The 25,315-nt window shown below is 48.3% G+C and carries 20 protein-coding genes and 3 tRNA genes; 19 read left to right on the plus strand and 4 right to left on the minus strand.

The features are described from left to right. Positions 1–35 precede the first annotated feature (35 nt). Together C6W44_RS06435 and C6W44_RS06440 are read right to left on the minus strand one after the other, a co-directional pair. On the minus strand, positions 36–1,475 hold the full coding sequence (locus C6W44_RS06435) for a WS/DGAT/MGAT family O-acyltransferase (protein WP_105244704.1): 1,440 nt from the start codon (positions 1,473–1,475) through the stop codon (positions 36–38). A gap of 98 nt (positions 1,476–1,573) precedes the next feature. After that, positions 1,574–2,392: a thiazole synthase gene (locus tag C6W44_RS06440; RefSeq protein WP_105244705.1), complete on the minus strand. Its 819-nt coding sequence runs from the start codon at positions 2,390–2,392 to the stop codon at positions 1,574–1,576. A 432-nt stretch (positions 2,393–2,824) separates the two neighbouring features. Between C6W44_RS06440 and gspE the strand changes: the two genes are divergently transcribed. Beyond that, on the plus strand, positions 2,825–4,372 hold the full coding sequence (gene gspE, locus C6W44_RS06445; protein ID WP_105246504.1) for a type II secretion system ATPase GspE: 1,548 nt from the start codon (positions 2,825–2,827) through the stop codon (positions 4,370–4,372). A gap of 143 nt (positions 4,373–4,515) precedes the next feature. Here gspE and C6W44_RS06450 read toward each other — a convergent pair whose 3' ends face one another. Together C6W44_RS06450 and C6W44_RS06455 are read right to left on the minus strand one after the other, a co-directional pair. Continuing rightward, complete coding sequence (locus tag C6W44_RS06450) at positions 4,516–5,013, minus strand: RidA family protein (RefSeq protein ID WP_105244706.1); 498 nt, start codon at positions 5,011–5,013, stop codon at positions 4,516–4,518. A 46-nt stretch (positions 5,014–5,059) separates the two neighbouring features. After that, positions 5,060–5,842, minus strand: coding sequence for a DUF4442 domain-containing protein (locus tag C6W44_RS06455; protein WP_227526374.1), 783 nt, complete (start codon positions 5,840–5,842; stop codon positions 5,060–5,062). A 280-nt stretch (positions 5,843–6,122) separates the two neighbouring features. On the opposite strand from C6W44_RS06455, the gene C6W44_RS06460 reads away from it, so the two are divergent. From C6W44_RS06460 to C6W44_RS06545, 18 genes are all read left to right on the plus strand, one after another. Next, on the plus strand, positions 6,123–7,595 hold the full coding sequence (locus C6W44_RS06460) for an McrB family protein (RefSeq protein ID WP_105244707.1): 1,473 nt from the start codon (positions 6,123–6,125) through the stop codon (positions 7,593–7,595). Beyond that, entirely contained in the window at positions 7,595–9,124 is a 1,530-nt protein-coding gene (locus C6W44_RS06465) for an McrC family protein (protein WP_105244708.1), read from the plus strand. Before C6W44_RS06460 ends, C6W44_RS06465 begins: the two co-directional genes overlap by 1 nt. A 259-nt stretch (positions 9,125–9,383) precedes the next feature. Beyond that, positions 9,384–9,460, plus strand: a tRNA-Pro gene (locus C6W44_RS06470). 104 nt (positions 9,461–9,564) lie between these two features. Next, positions 9,565–9,641: transfer RNA gene (locus C6W44_RS06475), tRNA-Arg, on the plus strand. A 38-nt stretch (positions 9,642–9,679) separates the two neighbouring features. Beyond that, positions 9,680–9,755 (plus strand) — tRNA-His (locus tag C6W44_RS06480). A 214-nt stretch (positions 9,756–9,969) separates the two neighbouring features. Beyond that, the gene (locus C6W44_RS06485) at positions 9,970–11,046 is read left to right on the plus strand and encodes an RNA-guided endonuclease InsQ/TnpB family protein (protein WP_105244709.1); all 1,077 of its coding nucleotides are present in this window, start codon (positions 9,970–9,972) and stop codon (positions 11,044–11,046) included. 334 nt (positions 11,047–11,380) lie between these two features. Continuing rightward, positions 11,381–12,304 (plus strand): AraC family transcriptional regulator, encoded by a 924-nt coding sequence (locus tag C6W44_RS06490; protein WP_105244710.1) that lies wholly within the window; start codon positions 11,381–11,383, stop codon positions 12,302–12,304. A gap of 238 nt (positions 12,305–12,542) precedes the next feature. Beyond that, positions 12,543–13,583, plus strand: coding sequence for a hypothetical protein (locus C6W44_RS06495; protein ID WP_105244711.1), 1,041 nt, complete (start codon positions 12,543–12,545; stop codon positions 13,581–13,583). Positions 13,584–13,661: 78 nt separating this feature from the next. After that, complete coding sequence (gene gspF, locus C6W44_RS06500) at positions 13,662–14,864, plus strand: type II secretion system inner membrane protein GspF (protein WP_105244712.1); 1,203 nt, start codon at positions 13,662–13,664, stop codon at positions 14,862–14,864. Between the two features lie 483 nt (positions 14,865–15,347). Continuing rightward, positions 15,348–15,809 carry a type II secretion system major pseudopilin GspG gene (gspG, locus tag C6W44_RS06505; protein ID WP_105246506.1) on the plus strand — a complete coding sequence of 154 codons (462 nt, stop codon included), beginning with the start codon at positions 15,348–15,350 and terminating at the stop codon, positions 15,807–15,809. 439 nt (positions 15,810–16,248) lie between these two features. Then, positions 16,249–16,788 carry a protein-disulfide reductase DsbD domain-containing protein gene (locus C6W44_RS06510; protein WP_105244713.1) on the plus strand — a complete coding sequence of 180 codons (540 nt, stop codon included), beginning with the start codon at positions 16,249–16,251 and terminating at the stop codon, positions 16,786–16,788. 50 nt (positions 16,789–16,838) lie between these two features. Continuing rightward, positions 16,839–19,058, plus strand: coding sequence for a protein-disulfide reductase DsbD domain-containing protein (locus C6W44_RS06515; protein WP_105244714.1), 2,220 nt, complete (start codon positions 16,839–16,841; stop codon positions 19,056–19,058). A gap of 524 nt (positions 19,059–19,582) precedes the next feature. After that, the gene (locus C6W44_RS06520; protein WP_105244715.1) at positions 19,583–21,070 is read left to right on the plus strand and encodes a phospholipase A; all 1,488 of its coding nucleotides are present in this window, start codon (positions 19,583–19,585) and stop codon (positions 21,068–21,070) included. 40 nt (positions 21,071–21,110) lie between these two features. Beyond that, the gene (locus C6W44_RS06525) at positions 21,111–21,935 is read left to right on the plus strand and encodes a ComF family protein (protein WP_227526375.1); all 825 of its coding nucleotides are present in this window, start codon (positions 21,111–21,113) and stop codon (positions 21,933–21,935) included. A 349-nt stretch (positions 21,936–22,284) separates the two neighbouring features. Further along, complete coding sequence (locus C6W44_RS06530) at positions 22,285–22,773, plus strand: Tfp pilus assembly protein FimT/FimU (protein ID WP_227526376.1); 489 nt, start codon at positions 22,285–22,287, stop codon at positions 22,771–22,773. Next, on the plus strand, positions 22,773–23,363 hold the full coding sequence (gene pilV, locus C6W44_RS06535; RefSeq protein WP_105244717.1) for a type IV pilus modification protein PilV: 591 nt from the start codon (positions 22,773–22,775) through the stop codon (positions 23,361–23,363). Before C6W44_RS06530 ends, pilV begins: the two co-directional genes overlap by 1 nt. Before the next feature lies 1 nt (position 23,364). Beyond that, on the plus strand, positions 23,365–24,459 hold the full coding sequence (locus C6W44_RS06540; protein ID WP_105244718.1) for a PilW family protein: 1,095 nt from the start codon (positions 23,365–23,367) through the stop codon (positions 24,457–24,459). Further along, positions 24,456–25,250, plus strand: a complete 795-nt coding sequence (locus C6W44_RS06545) for a hypothetical protein (protein ID WP_105244719.1) — start codon at positions 24,456–24,458, stop codon at positions 25,248–25,250. Before C6W44_RS06540 ends, C6W44_RS06545 begins: the two co-directional genes overlap by 4 nt. Positions 25,251–25,315: the final 65 nt, after the last annotated feature.

Here is a 25,315-nt window from a genome sequence, read left to right on the forward strand (position 1 = left end):
CGCCGTCAACGATCAAATCTTAAAAGCTGGTACCATTATGGTGCCAGCTTTTTTATGTGCTTAGGGTTTTGGTCATCACGCTTGTCCTTGACCGTGATGCCTTGAAACTCAAGCTCTTTGCTGGTCGCCTCTAGCAAATCCAGCTCTTCTTCGATCAGTATCAGCATGTCTTGTATATGCGGTAGCGCCTTACTACAGGCAGTGATGCCAAACTCAATTCTATCGAGATAGCTGGCGAGCGTGATGTTCATCGCTTGACCATTAAAGACGATAGAGGCAGGGTATAGCGACTGTAGCTTTGCGCCATTCCAGTATAAGGGTTTGGTTGAGCCGGGTACATTGGAAATGATAAGGTTAAAGGCTTGTTTTTTGGGGAATAAGCCCGTTGCCAGATTGATGCCTTCCCACGCATACGCAATCACGCTGTAATTAATCACTTGGGCTTGATTCATACGGCGAAAACGGCGTTTGCCGTTATTCATGCTGCGGTGAATAAGCTCGATGCGGCGTAGTGGGTCATCAAGGTGCGTGCCGAGGTTTGCTAGGACAAACGATAGCTGATTACCTGAGACGCTATTATCAGTACGTAGCGACATCGGGACAAAAGCGATCAATGGCTTGCTGGGTAGGGCATCCATGGCGAGCAAATAACGACGAATGGCCCCTGAACAGACGGCAAGTACCACATCGTTTTTGCTGATTTTTAGGCGGGCGGCAATATCGTTAAAGCGTTCGATATCATAAGACTGCGCAGCGATACGACGAGAGGCGGAGATGCGTTTGTTTAAGATGCTCATCGGTGCATCAAAGGTGCCGACATAGCCTTCGTCGCCATGGTTTTTGAGGTTGTCCAGCAGCTCAGTAAACACCGGTTTGATGGTAGAGATTTGCTCTTTGATAATGCGTCGCACGGAGCGCTCTTTGGGCAGTATGGCGTTGACTTGGTTGCGGTGGCGCGCCATCAGTGACCACACAGGCAGGGTGACAGGCTCGGTGGCGGACTGCGATAGGGATTTTTGTACCAAACGCATGGCTGCAATACCATCGACCAATGAGTGATGGATTTTAAAATACAGCGCAAATCGCTCAGCACCGCCCTCAGTCTCAGGCTGGATGCCTTCTATTACGTGGCATTCCCATAGCGGCATGGCGCGATCTAGCAGCCGTCCGTGCTCCCTTGATACATACATCAGCAACTCGCGAATCCGCGCAGGGTTTGGCAGCGCGACATGATGCAGATGATGCTCCACATCGAAATTTTTGTCTTTTTTCCAAAAGATCAGATGCTCTAGCACTTGGTTAAAAGGAAAGCTTGGCGGCACGTCGGATTCTTGCATTTGTTTTACCAGCTGATAGACAAAATCGCTATCCGCCGCTTTTGGTAATTCAAATAAAAACAAGCCGCCAACGTGCATGGGCTGTTTACGCGACTCAAGAAGTAAAAATAATTGATCGACTGCGGTGAGAAGTCGCATAATAAATCCTTTTATGATGTTGGAAAAAAGACCTGTGATGGTGGCGTCATATCTGGCGCCACACGATCAGGTGTCCGCTGAGCTACTAGCAAAAGCGCTTACTGAAAAAAGTAGCCTGTCTGCGGCGAGCTGGCGGCTGCCATTTTGCGCATCGGCATACGGCCCGCCAAAAACGCCTCACGCCCAGCCCAGATAGCGTGCTTCATGGCTTGTGCCATCAAGACTGGGTTTTGCGCATTGGCAATGGCAGAGTTCATCAAGACCCCATCGCAGCCAAGCTCCATGGCAATCGCTGCATCCGAAGCGGTGCCGACGCCTGCATCGACCAAGACGGGTACGTTGGCGTTTTCAATGATTAGGCTGAGGGTATGGCGATTGAGCAGGCCAAGTCCAGAGCCAATCAAGCTACCGAGCGGCATAATCGCCACGCAGCCCATGCTCTCAAGCTCTTGGGCGACGATAGGATCATCAGACGTATATACCATCACCTCAAACCCATCGTCTATCAAGACTTTGGCCGCTTTTAACGTTTCCATGACGTTAGGGTAGAGGGTTTTTTCATCGCCCAACACCTCAAGCTTGACCAGATTGTGCCCGCCGAGCAGCTCGCGAGCAAGCTTACAGGTACGAACCGCCGTTTCGGCATCAAAACAACCAGCAGTATTTGGCAAAATAGTATATTTGTCTGGAGAGATGACGTCGAGCAAATTGGGCTCATCGTTATTTTGCCCAATATTGGTACGGCGAATGGCGACGGTGACAATCTCTGCCTCCGACGCGCCGATGGCCTCACCTGTCTGCGCCATGTCTTTATATTTCCCCGTCCCGACCAATAACCGAGAAGAAAAGGTGCGACTACCGACGTTAAAGGTGTCTGATAGTAGCGGCGTGGGAGTGGGGTGGGCGTTTTCTGACATAACTCAAATCCTAATAACGGGCGGCAAGATGACCTAATAAATAGACATCAAATATGAAAAGGTGTGTCTTAGTGCAAACGTGCACCGCTTATCAGACAAGAAGTCTCAAACTGATAATAGCGCACTATCGACAAAATAAAAATCCTCTGTGGGCTTGGCGCGTTAGATGGCGCAATTGGCACCAAGCGATAGGGACGCGCGTCTTGCAGATAAACTAATACGCATCTGACACAAAATGCTATTATACCAAACTCATGCAGGTTTACAGTCAGTCTTTTTGGACTAAGGCGGTGCGGCGGTGAGCCGCGCTATCGCGCTATGCTATATAGTCAAGAGCGCTATGCCATTTTAGAGAGAGTCGATTTACCCATACCTCTGCTGTCATCATCTGCTGCTCATACCGCAGTTATTCTTAGTTATCAGGTCGTTTTTATGATGCAATTGCCTTATAGTTTTGCCAAACGCCATCAGGTTTTGGTCATCCTTGCGATAGACCCTGAGCTGCCGGCGACGCTGGTACTGACCAAGGCCACACCGCTATCGGCGATTAATGAAGCGGTGCGGTTTTTGCAGCAGCAGGGCGTGCGCGGCGTGCCAACCTATGACAGTGTCAGCGCCGATGAGTTTGAAAAACGCCTAAACGCCGCTTATGCAGGCAATACGGGCGAGTCACAGCACATTGCTGCAGGACTTGAAGACCATCCGGATCTCGATAGCTTGGCAGATAGCGTGCCTGAGACAGAAGACCTGATGGATCAGCAAGACGACGCCCCCATCATCCGCCTGATCAACGCGCTACTGTCCGAGGCCATCCGTCTCAATGCGTCTGATATTCATATCGAAACCTTTGAAAAACGCTTGGTCGTGCGTTTTCGCGTCGATGGCGAGCTAAAAGAAATCATTAGCCCAAAACGTCAGTTAGCGCCGCTCTTGGTCTCGCGTATCAAGGTGATGGCCAAACTCGATATCGCCGAAAAACGCGTGCCACAGGATGGCCGTATCAGCTTGCGTCTAGCAGGGCGTGAGGTCGATGTGCGGGTGTCGACGCTACCCTCTAGTTTTGGCGAGCGGGTGGTGATGCGACTGCTCGATAAGCAAGCAGGCCGCTTAAACATGACCTATCTGGGTTTGTCTGACAGCGATTATAGTGAGCTTAAGCGCCTTATCCATCGCCCGCACGGTATCATCTTGGTGACTGGGCCGACGGGGTCTGGCAAGACCACTACTTTATACTCGGCATTGACTGACCTAAATGATCAGACTCGCAATATCTTGACCGCTGAGGACCCGATAGAATTTCAGCTCGATGGCATCGGCCAGACGCAGGTGAATAATAAAGTCGATATGACCTTTGCCAAGAGTCTGCGCGCGATGTTACGACAAGATCCAGATGTGGTAATGGTCGGTGAGATTCGCGATTTAGAAACCGCAGAAATTGCTGTACAGGCATCGCTTACCGGACACTTGGTATTATCGACGCTACATACCAACACCGCTATAGGGGCCGTCACCCGCTTACAAGATATGGGGGTTGAGCCTTTCTTATTGTCATCATCACTGATAGGGGTTGTCGCCCAGCGTTTGGTGCGCACCTTGTGCCCGCACTGCCATGGCTGGCAAGCTGCAGATAGTGAGCAGGCCAAGCTCTTTACCGAGATTGATCTGACATCGGGGCCATCAGGCGCACAAGCGACAGACACCTTTATCAAACTCCCCAAACCTGTCGGCTGCGACAAATGTAACCAGACAGGCTTTAAAGGTCGTACCGCCATATATGAGGTGGTGCCCATCGATGATACGCTGCGCCGTATGATTCATAGCAACACCGCTGAGTATGAGCTAGAAGCCTACGCTCGCCAAAAAACATCGTCGATTCGCGCTGATGGACTGCACAAAGTGATAGCAGGTCGGACGACGTTAGAGGAAGTGCTGCGCGTGACCAAAGAAAGCGCGCTAAATGATGAACCGCTTTTAAGTTGATAGAGGGTTTATGAGGATGCCTAGCATATAAACGGCAAAAAAATAACTGACTATCAAAGCCAGTTATTTGGTCGTGCTCTATTGGTAATGACTGGTATGCAGTGGCACATTGATAGTGAATACCGCAATAGTGAACACCGCGATTATTTGACAGCGATACATTCAACCTCGACGCTTGCGCCCGCCGCCAGCTCTGAGACGCCAAAGGCTGAGCGCACCGGATAAGGCTTGGCCATCGTGGCTTTGTAGACGTTATTAAAGTCAGCAAAGTCATCCATGTCGGTCAGCATCGCCATGCATTTGACCACATCTGACTTTTGGTAGCCATACTTTAGGAGCGTGGTGTGAATGTTGTCTAGCGCTTGCTTGGTTTCGGCTTTGACGCCGCCTTTGACCAGCTTGCCGTCTTTAAAGCCGATCTGGCCTGACATATATAGTGTATCGCCGACCCGCACCGCTTCAGAAAAAGGATAGTTGCCACCTTCTCCCAAAAATACAGGGCTGGATTTGCTAAGTGTGGCATGTTGGCTGGTATTTGCTGGAGCGGCCGTGGCTGTCATGCTAAGCCCCAACGCGCAGGCGCTGGCCAGTAGTACCTTGGATAAAGGGGCTGTCAATGTATGGACAAGTTTGGACATCATTGTCTCCTTGTTATTGGTTTTTTGATTTGATCACGCAATCTATGTGCTATGTGCTTTTGGCCATATCTGTAGTGGCGGCAGACAAGTCTTGCGCAGAGGGTGTATCGTTTAGTTGTGAAGCGGGTTGAGCGTCATTGGTCTGGTCGTCAAGCGCACCTGCCAATGCTGCGTCATCACCTGCTGCTGTTTGCGCATTCGCTTTGCCTTGACGTCTGGCTTCTAGCTCTGACTTGGGTATCCAAGCCCATGTCATCTCGACCACGATAGGGTCGCGCTCGCTATCAGACTCGCGATCATGGATGACGCAAGGGATGACCATCTCGCCTTTTGGGGTATTGAGTATGGTTAAGCGCTGCTCATCCGACAAGGTGGCGATAGCGGCGATCTGACCTTTTTTGATGGGGCGATAAAAATTTACCGAGTAAGATTTAATCAGCAGGACACGGTCAGAGGGCAGGTTTAGACCCAAAATAAACCCCGTGGCTGTTTCGGCCAGTAGGGTGATGGCAACGGCGTGGATAGAGCCGATATGGTTTTGTACGGCTTTGGTGTTGTTTAAGCTGACCGCCACTTGGTTTGGCTCAACCGTCTCATAGTAGACGCCCGTGGTGCCGACATAGGGCACCACTTTACCAAAAGCCTTGGATAAAATACTGGAGCGGGCGCTGGCCGGTAAGTATTTGGTCACTGACAATAGCTTGGTGAATTGGTTACTGACGGGCTTGAGCGTGCTGTTTGGTGGTTCGACTGGCGATCTTGTGCTGTCAGCTACTTTGGCTGGCAATTTATTGGTCAGCTTGGTAGGGAGTTTTTTTAATAATCCTGACATACAAAAATCCTTTATATAGTATATAGATAGGTTGAAGGTGACATTGCGTATGATGAAACCTCATCAATAACGACGAAGCGCCTATTGGCTGCCAAGTCGTCACCGCTACTATGGTACATTAACCGCGTTCTGCCTACTATTATTAGCATGAACTGCTGCGCTTACAAAATGATAGTAAGGTAACGAGCAGACCGCCCTAACGTCGCCATTTACCTTGTTATAATCAGCCCGCCTATTGCTTGTTTCATGTTTATACACTTTTGCTCTGCTGGATAATGTTATGTCTGATGTCTTGCTCACTCAACCAAACCGCTCTCACCAACCGGTCAATATCATCTACACGGGCGTCGCTGGTACCGGTAAGACTTATCGATTGCTACAAATCGCCCAGCAATACACCGACGATCTGCCCACCGCAGATGATGAGGTGCTATTGGCCCAGCTGTTACAGAAATTGAGCTGGCGCGAGGTGCTGTGCTTGATATTTTTGCAGATGCGCAAGTCGCAGCAGGACTTACTAAAAGTACCAGAGATTGTCGCCCATCCTTTTTTTGTGGCAAAGGCGGCCAAAAATGCCCGCGACAAAAACTTAAGCAGCACCGCTTGGTTGGCGCTGCGTCGCCACAGTCCTGCTGACTCGCGGACGGTCAGCTGTGATAACCGCGCTAGTCAAGCGTATTTTGATAAGGATGAGAGCGGTGCGTGGTATTTGCTGCCTGATAGCATCGACTTGCTAGAGGGTTTATCACAGCAGCTAGCCGAATTTGAGCAAGCGCAGCACGACAATAATGCGCGCCAGCAAGCCTTTAGCCAGCAGCGCTTTAGTATGGTGAGCTTTCACCAAGCCTACGGCTATGAAGAGTTTGTCGAAGGGATTCGCCCCGTTATGACATCTGCCAATATCGCCACCAATGCCGAAGGCCGACAGATGCAGTATGGCATTCAAGATGGCGCGTTTTTGTTGTTGTGTCAGCGCGCCGCTCGCGACCCCAAACAGCGCTATGCTATGCTGATCGATGAGATCAACCGTGCCAACGTATCACGGGTCTTTGGTGAGCTGCTAAGCTTAATTGAGCCAGATAAACGCACTGGCATGGCCAATGCGATGACGGTAAAGCTGGCGTATTCTGGCCGTACTTTTAGTATTCCGGCCAATGTCGATATTTATGCCACCATGAACACGCAAGATCATTCTTTAGCCCCGCTAGATATGGCGCTGCGTCGGCGCTTCCGATTTATCGATTGTCCGCCACAGCCTGAGCTGCTACCAAGTATCGAGACAGGCCACAGCGTAGACAATGCTGAGTCTGCTGCCACGATAGCGCTCGATAAACTACTCAGCGGCCTCAATCAGCGCATCACGCAAACGCTCGGCAGCGAAGCGCAGTTGGGCCATGCGTTTTTATGGGCGATAGAGAGTCTGGAGCACTTACAACGCGCACTGGCCGAGCAAATCATTCCGCAATTAGCGCAAGCCGCAGGTGGGCAAGTGGCGGTGCTACAATATATCTTTCAAGATGACGAGCAGCCGCTAGCGATGCAGTTTATACAAGACAGCCAAGCGCTGCTGGCAGGTAGCCGGCCTACACAGACGGCGACTCAAAACGACAGCGCCGCTGACTATTTGGGCCATGATTCGTTTTTTGGTCAGCCGCACTCGGCTCTAGGGGCAGGGGGCTATAGGATAAATGCAGATCTTATAGCAGGCGCAGGCGCGTTTGCGCAGGCGGCTATCTATCAGCGATTATACTGATGACTGTGCGCCATAACGATAGCAATCTTCATACCGCTGGTAATCCTGAGCTGCGGCGGCCAGCTGGTTCTCAGACAGGCATTATGACAGTGTTTGAGCATCAGCGGCTGACCGCGCGCGACTTTGCGTACGTGACTGATTTTGAGTGGCTACTGGCGCAAGATTTTGCGGTATTTGGCATCAAGCGCAAGCGGGGCCAGTGGCAGCTTCAAGTGGGTCACTATATCGGTATTGTGCACCTGCCAAGTGGCATGGTGCTTGAGATATTACCCAAACGGATGGCGGCGACAAATACACCGCCTCAGCGTCAGTCGCCATCAGAGCAGAAAAGCACTATCAGCCGCACTCGGCTTTGGGTGCAGAGGATGCTGGCAGATTTGATCGCCAGCAACGACTCATCACCGCAGACACTGCCAAATAGCAAACACCTTGGGCAGTTTGGTCGCCACGCTGCATCCTTACCGATCAACGCTTTGCCATTGTCAGATTGGCTCATTCAGCAGTTTTTGCAAGGACTGACGCAGCACCCACCCACCAAGCACTATCAAACGCAAATCGACAACCAAACCTCATTGCAAGGTCGCCTCGTGATAAAAGAGCAACTGCAGCGCAACCTGCTGCAGCCGCATAAGTTCGTGTGTGAGCGCAGTGTGCTCAGCCAAGAGATGCTAGCCAATCGGCTGATCAAAAGTGCTTTAGAGCAACTTGGCCCATTACTACAGACCTCCGTGCGTTTTCGTCGCATTGGTGCTCAGTTGTCGACGACATGGCAACGGGTCTCTGCGCTACATGCTCATGAGCTGACGCAGTTGGCGACGGTCTATCAGCAAGCCAAACGCCAGCTTGCTATGCAGCCACTGCATGCGAACGCCGTGCAAGATGCGCAGCAGCTATTAGAGATGGCGTATTGGCTACTGCGCCAGTCGAGTGTCGCTGGCGCAAATGGTATTGCACCACCTGCAATAAAACAGCGGCCACCATCACTACGTTTGTGCCTGCTGCTAGATATGAACCAAGCCTTTGAGCAGTGGGCCAGCTTACGTATCGCCGCACTGTTTCGGCGCGTCAGTACGAGATATCAGCCGCTGTTTCAGGCGCAGCGGGTCTGGTTAAATGACGAGGAGGGGCGAGCTTGTTTGTCTATCCGCCCTGATTTGTTGATCTATCAAACGCCGCCTGACAATGATAATGACAACTCCACTCATACGCATCACAAGGCAAAGACGGTCACTAACACGGCACGCTGCTATAGCCATGTAATCGATATCAAATGGAAAGCACTAGCAAATGCTGCTGCTATCAGCCCCAGCGATGCTTATCAATTGGCCAGCTATGCGCAGGCTTATCAAGCGCCGCAGGCTTGGCTGGTGTATCCTGTACAAGATGACACGCGGCAACCGACGAGGCTTCGCCAGCTGTCTATCACAGAAGCGCTCGCCAGCAAGGTGCCAGATCATGCCACGCTATGGCTAATACCCTTTAACGTCAACACAGGCACGATAAATAAGGGCAGTGACTTGCTTCCTTGAGAAAATATAGTATAATGCCCCTGTCGATGAGTAGGTAACATCGATATTAAGGGATATTAAGGCGTTGATTGTGGCCTTTTTTATAAAAACATGCGTTTTTGCGGTAATTTAATAATTCTTTTAAATTTATCAAAAATAGGTGTTGACACAATCGGCTTTACCCCTTAATATGTGCACCTCGATAGCGATGAACATTAACAAGTTAGCGGCATTGTCAACAACAAGTTACTTGACAAAACTATCGTAAAAATAGAAATATCGGAGTGTGGCGCAGTTTGGTAGCGCATCTGGTTTGGGACCAGAGGGTCGTAGGTTCGAATCCTATCACTCCGACCATCTATTTATTTAAGAGCCTTACAGGCTTTTTTTTATGTATAATGATTGAGTTTATACTACAATAGTATTGTAATCTTAATCAGATATATAAAAAGCCCTTAAGAGCGCCTGTAGCTCAGTTGGATAGAGCACCTGCCTTCTAAGTAGGTGGTCGCAGGTTCGAATCCTGCCAGGCGCGCCATTTAGCCTGCATATCTTGCCTTCCTTGGCCATATTATGGCGGTTGTAGCTCAGTTGGTAGAGCCCCGGGTTGTGATCTCGGTTGTCGTGGGTTCGAGTCCCATCAGTCGCCCCAATTTTTCTTTTTTTCTCTTTATCTGTCAGCAGCCGCTTTGGTTCTATTGCTGCACCTTCTTTCTGTTTCTTTATTAGACTTCCCTGTCGTTACTCTTTATCATCTAACGCCGTAAAACCACATCCTTCTAGGGCGTGGATATCAGGCGTCAGTCATTGTCGTACAATATTGCGAATACCTTGATAACCAACTGCATTGAGATCATAATTATTCCATGAAAACGCTCAAGCTACGCATCAAAGACAAACACGCCACTCAGCTCAATATCTTGGCTGGGTCGGTTAACTTTGTCTGGAATTACGTTAATGAGCTTAGTTTTAAACATCTTAAGCGCACAGGAAAATTCTTTTCAGCCTATGACTTGGCCGCTTATACCAAAGGTAGTGGCGAGTATTTAAACTTGCACAGCCAAACGCTACAAGCCATCTCTGAAACCCATGCCAAAAGCCGTAAACAGTTTAAAAAAGCCAAACTCAACTGGCGTACCAACAACCCAAAGGCCAAGAGAAGAAGTTTGGGCTGGATTCCTTTTAAAAAGACAGCCATAAAACACCTTTCAACCCGTCAATCAGGCAAGAAAAGCCTTAAATCTACGATTCAGCTAAGCCTTGCTAAGGGTGAAAAACTAATCATTGATCTGTGGGATAGCTATAACCTCTCGCTCTACAACATCAACACCTGTGAGCTGGTACAAGATGCACGAGGCAGATGGTATGCCTGTATCACCGTTAAAGAATTTCCAAAGACTAAGTGTGGTACTGGCCAAGTCGGTATTGATTTAGGCTGTAAGGATTCAGCAGTCAGTAGTGATGGTGATATTCTAACCACTAAGCTGACCCATCAATACGCAGAAAAACTGGCCATTGCTCAAAGAGCCAAGAATAAAAAGCGGGTCAAGGCCATTCACGCCAAGATTAAAAACACCCGCCAAGATCTGATCCATAAATTCACATCAAAGCTTGTTAAGGCCAACAGCCTAATCGTTGTTGGAAAAATCAAATCAAACTCATTTACTTCATCCAAACTGGCCAAATCCGTCTATGACGCTGGTTGGTTTGAGATTAAGCGGCAACTGGACTACAAATGCGCGAACGCAGGTTGCCACTATATTGAAGTCAATGAAGCGTACAGCACCCAAATCTGCTCGTGTTGCGGCTCCCGCCAAGACAGTCCGAAAGGTAGAGAAGGTCTTGGTATAAGAGAGTGGTTTTGTCGTTCTTGTAAAACGACCCATAACAGAGATGTTAATGGAGCAAAAAACATTCTCGCGGTCGGGCTTGGCCGTCTTTAGTAGGAATCCCCTCCGTTTAGGGAGGGGAGGAAGTCAACCTTTGCTGCTCATAAATAATGACACTGGTTTTGGCCGGCGTTTTTTTGTGCCTGCGTGTTTATACCGCCATCTGATGCTTGGTGCTCATATTTGTCATTCTATCGTTCTATTTAAATGTCACTTGCCCAGCACATAAGTGCGGGCAGTATTGGCGCGCCTCGAGTTTGGTCTATGTGTCTAACGTATGTATATTTTTAACCAGAGTCCACGAGCGGATATTTGACTTGTGTCATCTCTATGAGATAGTTTATTTTGCTAGGTTTGGACACTGCTCATAATCACTGAGGAACGACAGATGGACGCTCTAAGCGTATTGCTACAAAATGTGCATTTGTTTGAAACCAAATACTATCGGCTAAATTGCGTCGGTAATTGGTCTTATTCATTGACGAGAAAAGACACTATTTTATTTTATTTGGTGATGTCTGGCAGTTTTTGTATCGATGTTGGCAATGATCGACGAGAGGTACATGCAGGCGATATTATCATGATTCCCAATACCCATCAGCACACAAGCTATGCGCTAGCGTATGATGGTGATGCCGCCCAGCCGCTAGATGAGATGCTCAATAGCTGCAAAGCGCAGACGCTAGATGTCAAAGGTGAGGGCGAGTCTCATTCGTCTCTGATTTTGATTGAGTGTAAGTATGACAAAGAGATGATACGGCCGTTATTGTCTGTCCTGCCATCGATTTTGCCCGAAATTAATGAAGAATCTGATGGCAGGTTTGAGGTCATTGATGTGGAGATTAAGCTGCTGACCTTGGAGGCTGAGCGCGAGCGTATGGGTAAGACCGCAGTCATCAATCATTGGGCGAGTATCATGATGATTGAGTGTTTGCGCGTCTATATCGAAAGCCTGCCTGAAGCCACTGAGAATTGGCTAAAGGCCATGAAAGATCCGTTTTTGACCAAAGCCTTGGCCGCCATGCATGAAGCTCCAAGCAAAAGCTGGACGATACATAAGCTGGCAGAGGTCGCGGGGATGTCGCGCTCAAGCTTTGCGCAGCGCTTTAAAGACACAGTCGGTATGCCGCCGCTAACGTATCTGATTGATTATCGCTTGCGCCTGGCAGCGCGCTACTTGCGGTTGCAACAAAACAGCATCAGCCGTATCAGTGAGCTGGTCGGCTATGCGTCGGATTCGACCTTTAGCCAAGCATTCAAGCGCGTTTACGGCGTCTCGCCCAAAGCTTATCGCCAGCAGTATCACGGTTAGCGGATGACGTGATGCCGCGTTTATCTGGCTAGGTATTTTGTTTAGTCTAGGTATTTTAAGCCGCGTGCGGCGGTGGGTATTTTGCTGATGGACGGCTGACAATACGTCGATGTTCAGGTACTATGGAATATTGAGTCATCTGGACGCCAGCGCTTGTGACAAGCGTGCTATATTTCCTTATAAAGCAGGCATATAGTCAGATCTAGGTGATGTTTCATTTTGCTGCAGATGGTATGTTATGACTGAACCAACCGCAAAGCCAAACGCCCAAGCCGGTAGCCAATCCGCTATCGAAGCCAATGGCAACAAACCAAGTAATGCGCCTCAAGGCACCGTCAGTGATGCGCAATATCCCATGACAGACGCTCAGGAGGATGACAGCGCTGTGGTCTTTGATAAGGCGGCACTGTTGGCCTTGTTTACGGTTGATAGCGCTGTGGACACGGCGCATACAGTCACGTCACAGGTGCAAACTGATGCTTCTACCGATAAGGACAGCGTTGCCGCCCAGCGTCTGGCCTTGTACCGTGCTCAGCATGAGCGTACACGGCTCTTGTATATGGCTCCTGCCAATACCCGTCCGACTTATTTGGTACAAACGCTCAAATCACAGTTTGTAGAATACCAGCAATATTTGCTGGCGCAGCAGCTCGACAAGCGCGGACTGATGGATACCGATGGGCTTGAGCGCCTTTGGCAGCAGCTACATGTGGTCGACGACATCATCGCTGATATCGTCCGCCACATGCCCGCGCAGCAGCCAGCAGGGTGGCAGCTGACCACTCAAGATGGCCGTAACCCGTTGTGCTTTGCCACGATCGGTAGGCTCAAAAACACCAAGCCTATCTTTGATCAAGGCAGCCTCAATAGCTATGTGCTTGGGCACTTTGGGGTGAGTAGTTTTACTTACGATAGAGGCTATTATATCGGCCATGTAGTCGGCTATTTATTTAGTTGTTATTTTTGCGCGCATCTGTCCATTAGCTATAGCGTCACGGCGCTTGCGCCCGAGGTGGTGGCGGATTATGACTACGCCAGTTTAGAGACACCGCATATGGTGCGGCTGCTACAAGGGCTAGACGGCTATTGCAAAAAACGCATTTATCAATTGGCCGTCATCTGTGCACGGCTGAGCGTGTTTGCCAGTGATAAACGCATCGAGAGAATGCTGATCGCTGAGGTCAATGACTTTGATAAAAAGCTCCAACAGCAGCATTTAGATGTCTTGCTCCTCCAAGGGCTGATGCCGGACAGCAACGACTCCACGCCGCTGTTTTAGGCGACAAAGCCATGCCCTAAGGTTTTGAGCGCTATTTTATCATTCATTCTCTTTGATCTTCTTAGGATATCTGCTGCTATGCCAGCCTATCATTTTAAAGCGCTTGATGAGCGCGGCAGTATGCAAAAAGGCCTGCTCGAGGGCGATTCGGCGCGGCAGATACGCCAGCAGCTGCGTGATAAGCAGTGGACGCCCGTGGAAGTCAGTGCCGTCAATGACAGACAAGCTAAGTATAAAAACCGCTATAAAAAGCCCTCCGCTTATGAGCTGGCGCTCTTAACCCGTCAGCTGTCTGTCTTGCTGGCAGCGGGTATTCCGTTAGAGGAAACGCTTGCCGCCGTCGCCAAACAATCACCAAAGACGCATATCAAATCTCTCATGCTTGCCGTGCGCTCTCATGTGTTAGAAGGCTTGAGTCTTGCGCGCGCACTGCAGCAAGCCGCCAGCTTTCCGCCGCTATATATCGCGACCATTGCCGCAGGCGAGAAATCTGGTCATTTGGATTTGATCCTCAACCAATTGGCAGATTACACCGAAAACCGTTTTGCTTTACAAAAGAAAATCCAAGGCGCAATGGTCTATCCGATTGTGCTGATGGTGATGGCGGTCGGAGTAATCATGGGCTTGATGAGTTTTGTGGTGCCAAAAATCGTCAAGGTCTTTGAGCAATCAGAGCAAGCGCTACCGCTGATTACCCAAATCGTACTAACGCTGTCCAAATTTATCACTCAGTGGTGGTGGCTGATGCTGTTGGCATTGGCTGCGCTGGCATTTTTGTGTTATCGCTTTGCCCAAACGCAAGCGGGCAAGCTGGCCATTGACAGTCTGGTACTCAAGCTACCGATATTGGCGCGCTTGTCTAAGGGACTCAATGCCGCGCGCTTTGCCAGTACTTTGGCGATATTGGTGCGCTCAGGGGTGCCGCTGATTGAAGCCCTACATATCGGTGCGGCGGTGACGACCAACTTACATATCAAACAAACCATTGTGAGTGCAGCCGATCGAGTCACAGAAGGCGCTAGCCTCTCTACGCAGTTAGAAAAATCCTCCTATTTTCCGCCGATGATGGTTCAGATGATCAAAAGCGGCGAGAACTCAGGCGAGCTGGAAAACATGCTCAGTCGAGCGGCCAACATGCAAGAGGCCGAAGCCACCAACTTTATCAGTACGTTACTGTCATTACTTGAGCCTTTGATGCTGGTGTTGATGGGCGTGGTGGTGATGATTATCGTCATGGCAGTGATGCTGCCGATTGTCAATATGAATGATTTGGCCGGTTAAATGCTATGTGGTTTTTAGGATGAATCGACGATATAGACTTGTTTTAAGCGGACTGTATGGGCGAGTAGGTAACAGTGAGCCGTGGGTTTATCTTGCTTAAACTTGCATCAGCTTGCTCAAGCTTTACTTACTGTTGTACATTATTGACTGTGATCAGGATAAACTTCTGCCAACCCTCATAGTAAGCTATAGTAACCAGCATCAGTGTCTCTACAGCCTGCCTGCTGGTTTATAAAACCAAAAAAGATAAATTCATAAGACAAGTCATCTGGCGGCGCTGGATAAAAATAAAATCATGGTCTATAGTGACCATGATGCCAATATCGATAGATAACGGCAAATACATAAAATCAGGTAACCATGCGCCAAGTAGCGCCAAGCATTAAACGCCATTTAAGCACCCTGATAACTGACACAACTGCGATGATAAAAGTGATGATAATGACTGACAAAACCCAAGCCGCCCCCCGAGCACAGATGACGATGGACAATACAGGCAACAGCCCGATAAATACCACTCATGCGAAGCGGAGTGGCCAGTCCGGCTTTACCTTGATCGAGATTATGGTGGTGATTGTCATTTTGGCCATCCTAGCAGGCCTTGTGGTACCCAAAGTGGTGGGACAAAGCGACAGAGCCCGTATCAAAACCACTGAAACCGCGCTGGCCACTGTCTCAAACGCGCTTGATATGTATAAAGTCGACAACTCGCGTTATCCCACCACCGCGCAAGGATTAGAGGCACTGATCACGCCGCCAAGCGATGCGAAAAACTATCCCGAAGGCGGTTATATCAAAGGCGGCTATCCGACAGATGGCTGGGAAAATGAGCTGCAGTATGTCGCTCCAGGCAGCGAAGGCCGTCCTTATGACTTGTTTTCATTAGGAGCCGACGGCCAGCAGGGCGGTGAAGGGCAAGATGCGGATATTTACGCGAAGCTATAGTCCACAATAGCAAGGCAAGCAATGTATCTCGGCGTAGAATAAGAATAAAGGCAGTCCAAAATGACGTCAATATGCCGATATTACCCATGCTACTGCTATAAATTTACCTGCGGGCTGTGCTCCTAGAGACTACGAAAAACTCATTCCAATAGCACTGTACCAGTTTTAGAGAGAAGCAGGCTCACGCTTTGCAGTTTTTTATAATGATTAGATATCAATCAATAAAGGTTTATTGGTTGATATTTTTTATTAGTGACAAAAATTATGATTTTTGTTAACCACTCTTTGTTGAATGCGTTTTGCTATAGACTGTATCGGTATATGTATTAATATTATAATTATTTTTAATGTATGTTGCGCTGTATAAGTGGCTTGCTGCTTTGAGCATGATTTAATCTGCATTATCAAGTTTGACATCAGTTATTAAGAGGTATCATTTATGGGTATATCGACATCGACGACAAAATACCAGTCAGCCAGCGTGCGTACAGTGGCCATCATTCTTGCTAGTAGCTCACTGATAGCAGCGGGAACCATAAGCGCTCAGGCAGCCAGCCTTAGCGGTTTGTTTAACAGCAGCAATAACGGGTCGTCAAAGTTTTTATCAGTTGAGCAAGCGTTTAGCGTGGATAGCAGCAGCAAGGCCACCAAAAAAGGCACGCAGCTGTCGATTACGTTTGATATCACCCCTGAACATTATGTTTATAAAAACCAGCTGAAACTGCGCTTCCCTAAAGGCATCAATGCCACGCCATTTACCTTTAACCAAAAGCCTGTGACCATTGATGATCCGACCTTTGGCAAGGTACCTGTATTTACTCAAAAAAGTGTCACCGCTACCACTACCTTAACCACTGCCAATGGCAAGGGCGCAAAAAACGTCCCTGTGGTGATTCATTGGCAGGGCTGTGCTGAGGCAGGATTATGCTATCCACCAGAGAAGATGGCGACCAAAGTTGATATCGCAGTGCCACGCTAAGCCGTTGCTGACATTTTGTTCGATTCTGAGTAATAAATAGGTAGCCTTTCATGCCCGCACATATAGCAACACCGCCGCCGACCACGACTACCCGTGAGACCATCGCTCCTAAACAAGCCAAGCATGCGCCCTATCACAGTGTAAAAAACCGCCCCTATCTATCGGCACTTGTGCTAAGTGCCAGCGCTCTGCTGGTAGGGCTAAGCGCGCCGATGCCCGCGCACGCAGCAGGATTGGGCGATTTGTTTGGTGGTAGCAGTGACAGTCGTGCACAAAAAAAGTTTTTATCCGTTGATGAAGCCTTTGATGTCAGCAGTAGCAGCAGCCCTGCCAAAGCTGGCACGCGCTTGTCGATCAATTTTGATATCACCCCTGAGCACTATGTGTATCAAAATCAGCTCAAGCTGACACTGCCTGATGGGGTAAAGGCCGCGCCGTTTACCTTTAATCAGCAGCCCGTTTCTATCGACGATCCGACCTTTGGCCGCGTGCCAGTGTTTGATCAGGCCAATGTAGTGGCGAGCACCACGCTGAGTACGACAGATGGCAAACCTCTAGACAATGCTGCGATTACGATTGGCTGGCAGGGCTGCGCCAAAGCAGGATTATGCTATCCACCAGAGAAGATAAAAACCACAGTCAGTATCGCCGCTGTACCCTCCCAGAGCCGCGCCAATAATGCATCAGCGACTGGCCAAGACGCGACAGCTAAAAGCACTGTGGCCAATGCTGATGCTCATACCGTAGATACTGACGCTCAAGATAAGGCGGCCATCAGTGAGCCGCTAACCACATCATCGGCTGCTGCGCCGCCAGAGAGTGCCAGCGGCCTTGCTGGTGAGCAGATGGATGATGAAGTCGTCGACTATGATTTGATAGACGATGTGTCATTGGAAGGTGAGATTGCCGGTGCAGCTGCGCCCATAGCAGACACCCAGCAGTCTTCTGATCGAGCCTCAAGTAGTAGTGAGACTGCCGCTATCGGCGCGATGGATAGCGACCCTTTTGGCCTAGCGTCTCATCCATGGCTGGCATTGGCTTTGCTGTTTTTAGCAGGTTTGGGCTTGGCATTGACGCCTTGCGTCCTGCCCATGCTACCCATTGTGGCCAATATCGTCGCCCGTGAAGACAATCCCACGGTCAAACGCGGTGTACTTTTGACAGGCAGCTACGCCATTGGGGTAGCCACTGCTTATGGAATTTTAGGTGCGGTTATTGCGGTGTTTGGTGAGTCTTTGGGCATCATCGGTTGGCTACAAAACCCGATTATCTTAATCAGCTTTGCCATTGTGTTTGTACTTTTGGCGTTATATATGCTGGGTGTTTTTAGTATTCGTTTGCCCAATACCATCAGTAGTAAGATGCAGCGCTTGAGTCAAGCAGGAGATAGCAAGCTTGGTAGTGCGGGCGGCAGCCTAATCGCTGGTTTTTTATCTGCGCTGGTGGTGTCGCCCTGTGTCTCAGCGCCGTTATTTGGCGCGCTGCTGGCGGTGTCTACCATTGGCAGTCCGCTGCTTGGGTTTGTCGCTTTATTTATGCTGGGTTTCGGTCTGTCCGCGCCGCTGATCCTAATCGGTGCCACTCAAGGCAAAATCATGCCAAAAGCTGGCGCGTGGATGAACTGGGTCAAGCAAGGTTTTGCGTTGCTGCTTTTTGCTGTGGCGCTGCTGCTGATTGAACGCATCTTTATCTCGCCTGTCATGCTGGTCGTATGGGCGCTTTGGTTTATGGTGCTGGCGACATGGGCGTGGAGCTGGCTTGGTAAAGGTCGTATCTTAACCCAAGCGCTGGGCTTAATCGCTGGGATTTGGGCGGCTTGTTTGATGATAGGTGCCGCTTTGGGTAACGATGACAGTCTGCATCCGCTGGCCTCTCTAAGCGCCGCGCCTATGATGATGACATCTGCAAACGGTGTAACAGGTGCGAGCAATAGCGCCAATGACGCGCACATCACCACCCTTGCCGAGCTAGATGCTATTTTGGCTGACAATCCAAAAGTCATTGTCGATCTGACAGCAGAGTGGTGTGTTGAGTGCCGTATTATGGACAAAAACTTATTTCACAATCGTCCTGCTCAGATGCAAGACTGGCTGCTGGTCAGACTCGATATCACAGAGACGACAGAGAACTCAAAAGCCATCTTAGCGCGTTATCAACTATTTGGACCGCCAGCATTGCTCTATTATCAAGACGGGCAGTTGGTCAATCAGCAAGTAGGGGAAATCGGGCGTTCGGCATTTGAGCAGACTTTAGAGGCGCTCAATCGCTAATTATCTACATGGATGAGCAGTAGCTAAAAGGGTGAATGTCTCACCTTCAAACACCCGCCTGATGTAACAGCTAATGCTGTATATTTTGCCAATCAAAAGCCAGGCGCCTACTATGTTAGGCGCTTGGCTTTTTTGGTAAGGTGTCTTGAGATTGGCAGGGTGACCGACTAACTATTTGCTTTTATAGGTATTAAATGTCTTTGTCTGTTTATCTTGTTTGTTTATACAGGCATGGTGCTTGATATAATGGTAACCTCTATTGTCTCTCGCTAGTCAAAGTAAGCTCATATGGAGATCTGTCTTTTTGTGTTTGTTATTATCTGTATTTGCAGCAAGGATAACGCTAGTATAGTGTCTATATTTTCATTACAATAAAGCAACAATGCTGAAGGGGCTAGGCGAATTGTCAGCACAGCCCTCGATGTCCATTAATGAATGGTTTTTATATTAGCGCTGATGCTAATGGTATATTCATTATCTAAAATACTCTACTGACCTTATTATTGGTCAGATAAAGGACACCTATGTTTGCCCATATCATTACTCAACGTCAATTACCGCAAGCCTGTGCCACAAGCCAGCCATCTGATGGCTTATCACTCAACTGTCGTCAAAGTAGCCATCGCCATCTATGTGTTGCAATCGCGGCGGCTTTGAGCTTGACGGCCTTACAAGCTCACGCTGCGATGGACGAGCAAACTTATCGGGAGCTGCCAGTTCCAGACGCGGCGTTTGAGTATGAGGATTATGAGGTGCCGCAGAGCGAGGCCGATACTGAGCAACCAGCGAGCGCAGAGGCAGGTAAGCAAAACCGTAAAGTGGTCAGTAAAGAGTTTATCGCCAAACAAGCAAAACTGTTTGCTGAATGTACCGAGGTACAGCTGGCGACCGCGCGTTTGGCTTGTTTTGATAAAGTGGCAGAGCAAGGCAAAACGCCGAGCTATACCACCACCAAACAGCCTGTGGACTTAGCCAAAACTTTTCAAAGCACACTGTCAGGCAACCCGCAAGTGGTGTTTGTAGAAGAAAGCTCTACCATCACAACCGATAGCAGCGCCGTCGCTGCCGAGCTGCCCCAACAAGCGGCGTCCTCGCCTGAGACGCAGAGTCTAGATACAGTGGGGTTGACCCAACGAGAAGCCAAAGTGCTCGAAAGTGTCGGTGTCAAGCAAACGGACATCGAAAAGTACACCCCGCTGAGCCTATCTTATGACTTGGATAAAAACAGTGAGCGCGGTACTTGGACCGTCAGACCTTATCGTCCAACCTACGTACTGCCGCTGTTTTATACCTTTGACCCTAATCTTAGCCCAACTCCTAGTAATCCAGATGAGCCCGGTGAAACATTCACCTCTAATGACGTCCGTGAGACGGAGCTGAAGTTTCAGCTGTCGTTAAAGACCAAAGTGGCAGAAGACTTGTTTGATAGTAGTGCTGATTTATGGTTTGGCTATACCCAAGAGTCGCATTGGCAGGTATATAACGAGGACAACTCTCGGCCATTTCGCGCCACCGACTATCAGCCTGAGATATTTTTGACCCAGCCTGTGACTGCTGATTTACCCTTTGGCGGCCGTCTACGTATGCTAGGTGCAGGTGCCATTCACCACTCTAATGGCCAAGATGATCCGTTATCGCGTTCGTGGAACCGCGCGTATCTGATGGCAGGGGCTGAGTGGGGCAAGTTGTCGGTCGTACCGCGGCTCTGGGCGCGCGTCAATAACGAAAGCAGCAGCAGCGAAGACAACCCTGATATCGAAGACTACATGGGCTATGGTGATATCAAATTCCTATACGATCTGCCAGATCAGCAAAGCCTAAGCGGTACGTTGCGCTATAACCCCAGCACCAACAAAGGCGCGGCGCAGATCGACTACATTTATCCACTGACCGAAAACGTCAATGGCTATGTACAGCTGTTCCAAGGCTATGGCGAGTCTATCATCGACTATAACCACGAAAACACCTCCATCGGCTTTGGTATCGTCTTAAATGATTGGAAGGGGTTTTAAGGCCTTATCGACGGTCTTTGACTGCTAAGGAGTACAAGCAATGCGCCGACTGGCTCCTTATCAAACTGGACTATGGCTGGCAGAGTATGTAGATATACGCTGCCAGCTATGCCGCGTATATCGCAGCACCGCACCATCCCAGCTGCTGTCTTCTCATCTATCCTCAGCCGCTCCTTTTATTGCTGACTCAATGCTTACCGATATTTACCGTGGTAAGGTTGCTCGGTATATTCATCGTCACTTGAGTCGCGGTCTGCTCTGTGCTCATTGCCATCATGGTATTACATGGCTGCCCAAACCATTTAGAGTTGATATCGCAGCTGGCAGCGCCTTGGGCATTCAGGCGTCTACTTTTTATGACTATCCTATTCGGCAAGCCATTCGCGCTTTCAAGCATGATGAAGACATGAGCAAACTGCCACTGCTGCTCCATGCGCTTCGTCAACTACCACGGCCACATGGCTGCCATCACGATAATGCTGTCATCGTCGCGATGCCAACCACCCCTCAACGTCTGGTAAAACGTGGCTTTGATCCGGTGAGTATCTTAGCCGCGCAGCTGTCTAAGCATTGGCAAATTCCACTGTGGAACGGCGTAGAACGTATCGATCACACCGTCAGCCAGCAAGGCTTGACACGCGCTGAGCGCCTCAGTAATCTCAATAATGCTTTTGTGCTGACCGAAACCCCGCCAGTTAAACGTTTACTGCTGTTCGATGATGTCGCAACCACAGGCGCGAGCCTAAAAGCGCTGGGCCGCGCTTTGTATAAGCCAGCTACCAATACCGCCTCTGCGTCCTCATTGCCGACCAACCGCTACCACCTATCTGCCTATGCACTCGCTCATGGGAGTCAGTATCGTTAGTCATTTATAAAGTATTGACGGTACTTCTATAATGACTAATATGTTGCTAAGATGTTGCCTAACCGCTATATTATTAAATCAATATATATAAATTTGTTAGCTGATATTAATCGAAAGCTAGAATTGGTTTTTAAGTATCTGATTTAAAATATGTTTTTCTATAGCTGGCATGTGGTTTTATGGAATAAAAATTGCATGTCTTATAGTGGATAATAAAAGAAAGTGACCTTTCCCTACTGATTGGTAGTTAAATGTTTTAGCAGGTAAGAGTTACGAGGTCTTTTAGATTGACTACTGGCAAACGGATAGTTATGAGACAGACGGTAGACGTTATGAATAGGAATGTGATGTGAAAGCCTCTAAGAATAGCCTGTCGCCTACAATACAAATGAGAAACTCAGGGTTTACCTTGATTGAACTAATGGTCACGATTGCTGTGCTTGCTATTATTGTCGGTATCGCCGCCCCTAGTATCAGTACTCAGCTTGCCAATCAGCGCGTAAAGTCGACGACGGCTACACTCGCTAATGCCTTAAAAGAAGCAAAAGCTGAAAGCATTATTCGTCGGCAGAACGTTACTTTGAGCTATAACAATACTAGCACGCCTAAAATGATTACGGTTACTACCCCTGATTCAAAAACTATCGCAAATTATAGTTATAACGTTAAAAGTACTATTACCGACTCCGAGTCCAAAAATCCTATTACCTTCGAACCTAGTAAGCGTGTTGAGTCAACTGTCTACACTATTTGTGATGAGAATGCTGCTGCAACACCACGGCAAGTGAGTATTAGTAAGCTTGCCAATATTAGTATTATAAACTCTGGAAGCTGCTGATGAATATTGCATCCAAACAAACAGGCGTGGGACTGATCGAAGTTATGGTAGCGTTATTGCTACTGAGCATAGCAATACTTGGCTATAGTGCTTTGCAAGCACAAGCCATTAAGTCGACAGATGAAGCGTTTGAACGTACACAGTCATTAGTGATGATGCGTGCTTTAGCGGAAAAGATTCGCGCAAATCCTGCTGCTATTACAACTTATGAAGCTCAGCTAAATGCAGCAGGGGTGCCAAATGTACCAAGCCAGCAATGTGGTTTGAATGGTCAGACGGTGACAGCACTTTGTACACCTGCTGAGCTTGCCATAGCAGAAAGCTATCAATTTAAAATAGAGCTGAGTAGTTATGATTTCCAAATCCAAATGCATCCATGCCCTAACACAGGTGGCACGGGTACCGATGCTAGCACTAATATCATGTTCTCCTATTGTTTGCTGTCTGCATGGGGAGACACAACCCCGACAATAGGAACGGATGATGAAGTAGATTGTCTAACTGAAAGAGTAGTAGATGAACAAGATAACATAGAATCTGCTGGAGGGAACTACTATCCTAGCGCTACTTGTATGATGATGGAGATATAAAATGAGCATAAACCATCACAAGTCAAAACAGATTTCTAACAAAGCATTTGCGGCTCGCCCCTATCAGTCAGTTCAAAATCACAGTTCCGGTTTTACTTTAGTTGAGCTCATGATCTCACTAGTACTTGGACTTTTAATATCAGCAGCAGCGCTACAGATATTTTACACAAGTTCCGTCAATGCGCGCAGACAAGAAGCGAGCTCGCAAGTTCAAGATAATGCGGTATTCGGTTGGTCACAGATGCAACAGCATATTCGGCGTGCTAATTACGGTGCAAAACCGACACCAGCATCTAATGCCGATCAGTATTACATGAATCATTTGACGCCGCAGGGAGGTGTGGTATTGACGGCTCCTACGGATACAACGGCTGCTTCCACTAGTGGTGAAAAAGCTTGGTTAGATGGAAACTTGTCGGGCCTAGTCCTAAATGGCGCTGCGATTTCATCAGATTTACTAACGACCAATGAGTCTGGAAATAGTATAAGTAATATTGAAGGTGTTTCTAATAGTGATCAGTTAACCATTCAATATCAAATGTCAGAAGCTGGTGCGTTTAATTGTGAAGGTACAGCAATACCACAGAATTTTTATGTCATAGAACGCTATTTTGTGCGAGAGGAAGGATTGGCATGTGCTTCTGCTATCTATGAGTATGATGTAAACACAGCTGGAAGTAGCACAGGCATTGATATCAGCTCCTTTACTGATCCTGCAAAAACAGACTCAACACCAAACACATTAGGTAGTAACGGTAGTATCATTATTCCAAACGTAGATTATTTTCGCGTACTATTGGGTATATCTTCAAGTAAAGATTTTGCTACAGATCCCGATAATGCTCGTATTGCTTATATACCCATACCTGATGACCCAAGTACTTTAGGCACAGACCGTATATTTGGCGTACAGATTGCTATGCTGGCACGCTCGAATAGCCCGACCGCTACCAATCAAGGTAATACTGATTTGCGATTTAATATTCTCGATAAGCGTGACGTTGCACTAAACGAAACTACAGCCAATGGTGCAAAAAGTCTGAGAACCGTTTATGAAAGTACCGTATTGATTCGTAATGCACGAGGTGGCGTATGAGGGTTAAATATGTAGCAGGTAGGCATAGCCAAGAAGGTGTCGCACTGATTGTGGTTCTATTGGTGCTGATACTCATTGTTATTGCTGGTGCTATTGCAGTGAGACAAAGTACGACAGATCTTAAGATTGCGACTGCTGACCAAGTGAATAAACTATTGTTTCAGGCAAATGATGCAGCTTTTATGAAGGTAGAGAAAGAAGATAGAATTTTAAGCAGCAGCCGAGAGAATATCGATGTTCTAAAAGGTTATATGTCAAATAGTGCACGTGCAGGACATGAGGTCAGTCTGTGTGTACGCCCTCGTAGTACGAGACTGTTTAGTATTCTTGAGATTAGTGAGCTTAATGAGGATGACGATCTATTGGCTAATAAAGCGAATGGCTATTGTGATCCTAGTAACGATGATGACTACGTCAGTGAGGGGCGAGTGATTACTCAGCTATCATTTGTTAGACCAAGACAAACGACAGCAGGCGCGTTTTCTAGTGAAGTCGCAAGTACATACTCTAAAGATATCAGCACATCGTCTTCAAATGGAGAGTCGACGCTTGGCTGTACCACCTTTCAAGGTTATGCGACCTCTATCATTCCAGCTCTGTCAGATGTACCCCTTGGCGATGCAGACAGTACAGCTGACGATACTGACACTATTGCAGGATGCTTAAGACAGCCTAGAGTCGGCACAACGACGGTAGATACTTGCCTTACTGCCTTAGGTGTATCTTATCAAACACATATACAGCAGTACATCAACCAGCCAACAGGTGTAAAGTGTTTGACCGTTAATTAATAAATGTATTTGTGACTTATCAATAAGATATGTTACAGCCTGAATCGATAGCATGGCGCTTGTGA

The organism is Psychrobacter sp. Marseille-P5312 (genome assembly GCF_900291405.1).
Lineage (GTDB): Bacteria > Pseudomonadota > Gammaproteobacteria > Pseudomonadales > Moraxellaceae > Psychrobacter > Psychrobacter celer.